At 47.4% G+C, this 4,106-nt stretch carries 2 protein-coding genes; both read right to left on the bottom strand.

The features are described from left to right. Positions 1-774: 774 nt before the first annotated feature. Positions 775-2,352, bottom strand: coding sequence for a phosphoglycerate dehydrogenase (serA, locus tag Q0257_RS06185; RefSeq protein WP_298022952.1), 1,578 nt, complete (start codon positions 2,350-2,352; stop codon positions 775-777). Positions 2,353-2,408: 56 nt separating this feature from the next. Continuing rightward, the gene (locus Q0257_RS06180) at positions 2,409-4,076 is read right to left on the bottom strand and encodes a 30S ribosomal protein S1 (protein ID WP_297902399.1); all 1,668 of its coding nucleotides are present in this window, start codon (positions 4,074-4,076) and stop codon (positions 2,409-2,411) included. Between the last annotated feature and the right edge of the window lie 30 nt (positions 4,077-4,106).

The raw sequence follows: 4,106 nt of genomic DNA, 5'->3' as shown, positions 1-4,106 counted from the left end.
TAGAGCTCGCGCGCGAATACCAAACGCAGATCCGCAAAATTTTAAGCCTAATCGAAACGCTTAAACTCACAAATTAGCAGGACGCATTACAGCTGAAATTTTGCATCGACTAAATTTAGGCCGGGCGGAATTTTCACCGAAGCACAATTTTGGCAAAACGTAAAATTTAATCAGCGGCGCAATTTCTCGGCAGCCGTCCTAAATTTAATCAGCAATAAAATCGCTCGGCGGTTGCCCGAAATTTAAACGTGCGATACGATTAGAGATGAAAGTGCCTGTCGCGCATAAATTTGAAGCAAAAATGTCCTCCGTGTCTTATAAATAAAATTTAACCCTCTGGCAGTTCTTAGAAGCGACTCTTGCTTAGCTCTTCATGTCCAAAATAAAATTTAACTACATTTTGTACCGCAACGCTTAGCTTTGGATACCGAACTCGCATAGCGACAGAATTTAATCGGCGGCGCCCGCGATGATGAAATTTAAAAGCAGCTCTGCAAGGACGAAATTTAAAATTTAAAAGCAAGCTCAGGGCGAGAGTTAAATTTGACGCGTGCGCAGCGTTTTCACAAGCCGCGCGCCAAAACGCATCTGCCTAGCGCATGTCGCAACGTATCGCAAGCGCTTGCCTGCACGTTACGTCAAATTTCGCAAAATCCTCGCCTCGCACTCCTGCATCGCCTCATCAAACGCCGTCATAGGCTGGATTGTAAATTTAAATTATAAAGAAATTGGATGAGGCGAAATTTAAAATTCCGCCTCCTAAGCAGAAAAGGATTAAAGCGCCGCGTAGCGCACCATTAGGCAGGTTTCAAGCGCCGCCAGCTTATCAAGCGTGCTTTTTTGCACTTCGGAATCGACCAAAATGACCGCCAAAGCGTCCCCCTCCTCGCCTCTGCCTAAGCGGAAGTCCGCGATATTGATGTTTTCGTCGGCTAGGATCGTGCTTACGGATTTGATAACGCCCGGTACGTCGGTGTTTTTAAAGATTATCATCTTGCCTTTCGGCTTAAAATCGGTCTTAAATCCGCCGATATTTACGATGCGCTCCTCGCTGCCGTCAAAGACCGTGCCCGCGACGTTTGAGATCGCCTCGTCGGTCATGATTTTTACCGCGATCTCGCTTTTATAGACGCTGTTTGCAAGCTCGCCGAAGCTCGTCTCAATCCCCTTTTCATCCGCAAGAAATTTAGCGTTGACGTAATTTAGCGAGTCGCCCAAAGAATCGTGCAGTGCGCCTACGATTGCAAAAACGAGCATCGATTTTAGATACTGCACCATCTCGCCGCTGCCCTCGATGCGAATCGATTTGATCGGGCCTTTATTGATCTGCGCCGCAAGATAGGCCATTTTCGAGACCAAATTTATATACGGCTCGATACCGCGCGGCAGATCTTCAAGCTTAAGCGGCAAATTTAAAGCGTTTGGATAGTTTAAGCCGCGCGCGGCGCTGATCGCCTGCTCTGCGGCTTCCCTGGCGATATTGCTTTGCGATTCGAGCGTATTTGCTCCAAGATGCGGAGTCGCGCTTAAATTTTCGATATCCAAAAGCTCGTGATCGGTCGCAGGCTCTTTGTCGAAAACATCAATGCCGAGATACGCGATCTTGCCGCTGCGTAGATTGTTTGCGAGCGCTTTTTCATTATACAGCCCTCCTCTAGCGCAGTTTATTAGGCGTACGCCGTCTTTCATCTTCGCTATTTGCGGCTCGCCTACCATATTTATCGTCTCTTGATTTTTCGGCGTATGGATCGTGATGAAGTCGCAAGATAAAATTTCGTCGAAATTTTTCGTATATTTTACCCCGAGCTTCGTGGCCTTTTCGGGCTCGATATAGGGATCATAGGCGATGACGTTCATCCCAAACGCAAGCGCACGCACCCCCACGCGCGAGCCGATATTTCCAAAGCCGATGATGCCGAGGCTCTTTTTATAAAGCTCGGTGCCGTACCATTTCTCGCGCTTCCAAATTCTATTAATTTTTAGATCGTTGCAGGAATTTACATATTTGCGCGCCGCATTTAGCAGATGGCACATGGTCATTTCGACCGCGGCGATGGTGTTTGCCGTAGGTACGTTCATCAAAATAATGCCGCGCTTGGAGCAGCCGTCGATGTCGCAGTTATCTACGCCCACGCCCGCGCGCACGATCGCTTTTAGCTTGGTGCCGGCATTTAGAAATTTCTCATCCACCGCCGTAGAGCTTCTGGTGATCGCAACATCCGCATCACCTAAAATTCCGTATAACTCGCTCTTGGGCACGTTCGTAGCGTCGATTACCTTAACGTCCGATTCTTGCTTAAGCAGATCAAAACCGATTTTGTGGATTGCGTCGCAGACTATGATAGTTTTCATTAAATTTAACCTTTTGAAGTAGGGCCGCAAGGCGGGGATGCCTTGCGGAAAGAGTTTTATTTATTTAGTTGATCTTTGATCAGATCCCCTAGGCTTTGCTTCTCGTCGTCGTTGCTATTGATCTCGTTTAGCGCCTCGCGCTCCTTCTGATGAGCCAGCCTGCGCACGCTTAGGCGGATTCTATTTTTCTTCTCGTCGATGAAGGCGATCGCAGCCTCGATCTCGTCGCCCACTTTTAGGCTATCTACGCTTACGTTGCCGAGATCTTCCTTGCGAATAAGCGCATCAATACCGCCTCCAAGCTCGACAAAAATTCCAAACTCTTTAATATCGCGGATCTTGCCTTTTACGACATCGCCTTGATTGTGACTCTTGGCAAACTCGCTAATCGGGCTATCGCCGAGCTCTTTGTGGTTTAGAGAAATTTTTTGAGTATCTTTGTCGATCTTGATGATCTTAACCTCGATCTCGTCGCCCACTTTGAATAAATTTTTGCACTTCTCGCCGCGATCCCACGAAGCGTCCTCGTTATGCAAGAGTCCCTCTACGCCGTCGATCCTCACAAACGCACCAAAATTTGTAATCGTAGTGACGCTGCCTTTTAGCACGTCGCCCACTTTATGCTTAGCAACGAACTCGTCAAAAGGCTTAGTGAGTAAATTTTTAAGGCTCACGCGCAGCCTGCGCTCGCTAGGATTGATCTCTACGACTTCGACGTCAAGCTCCTCGCCCTCGCTGATGAAATCTTTCGGATTTTTGATATTTTTATCCCACGAAATTTCGCTGATATGCAAAAAGCCCTCGATGTCGTTGCCAAGATCGACAAACGCGCCGTAAGGCTCGATATTACTTACTTTTACGCGGATAGTATCGCCCACTTCCAGGCTATCTTTGATCTCGTTCCAAGGATCTGGCATCGCTTCTTTGATCGAAAGGGAGAGATGCTTTTTATCGTTGTCGTATTTGATAACTTTAACCGGGACCTTATCGCCCTCTTTGTAGAGCGAGCTTGGATTTACAGGACCTTTGTATGAAATTTCGCTGTAGTGCACGAGCCCGTCCACGCCGCCTACGTCTACGAACATACCGTAGGTGGTAATCTTTTTGACGACGCCTTCGATGATGCCCTCGGTAGCGATTACTTTCTCGATCGCCTCTTTGCTTGCTTTGCGATCCTCATCAAGTAGCTTCTTACGCGATACTACGATGCTTTGTTCGTCTCTATCAACTTTAATGATCTTTACCTTGAAATTTTTACCGACGGCGCCATTTGGATTTTTAAGCGCACTTTGCGAGCGCGGCATAAAAAATTCCACGTCGTCTGCATTAGCACAAACGAAACCGCCCTTATTAAACGATAGAATTTTAACGTCATAGACATTCTCTGCGTTTTCATCATAGGAGTCAATGAACGCCTTTACTTTTTCCTTCTTTAGGGCCTTTTTATACGATACGACCGGGCGACCGCCTCTGCTTCCGATAATAGCGACTTTGATGTCATCTCCTACATTAACCTGCGGGTTTCCTTGCTCGTCGCTAACCTCGGCGGCGTCCAAAATGCCCTCCGACTTCCTGCCTACGTCTATGAAAACCTCGCCGTCCTTAAGGGCAATAACCTTACCTGTGACAACCTCGTCGCGAGACTTCCCGGCGTCATACTCCTCTAACAATGTCGCAAAATCTTCCTCTGCGTGGTTTTGAACCTTCTCGTTCACCTCAGCCATATGCTTCCTTTAAATTTATTTGTGCTTTTT

This window comes from uncultured Campylobacter sp., from assembly GCF_938018035.1.
GTDB lineage: Bacteria > Campylobacterota > Campylobacteria > Campylobacterales > Campylobacteraceae > Campylobacter_B.
The sequence above is the reverse complement of the archived record's forward strand: the minus strand, read 5'-3'. Positions and strand labels throughout refer to the sequence as shown.

Excerpts from the sequence above, each read along its gene's own strand:
- serA (WP_298022952.1), bottom strand. The coding sequence starts at position 2,352 with ATGAAAACTATCATAGTCTGCGACGCAATCCACAAAATCGGTTTTGAT.
- Q0257_RS06180 (WP_297902399.1), bottom strand. The coding sequence starts at position 4,076 with ATGGCTGAGGTGAACGAGAAGGTTCAAAACCACGCAGAGGAAGATTTT.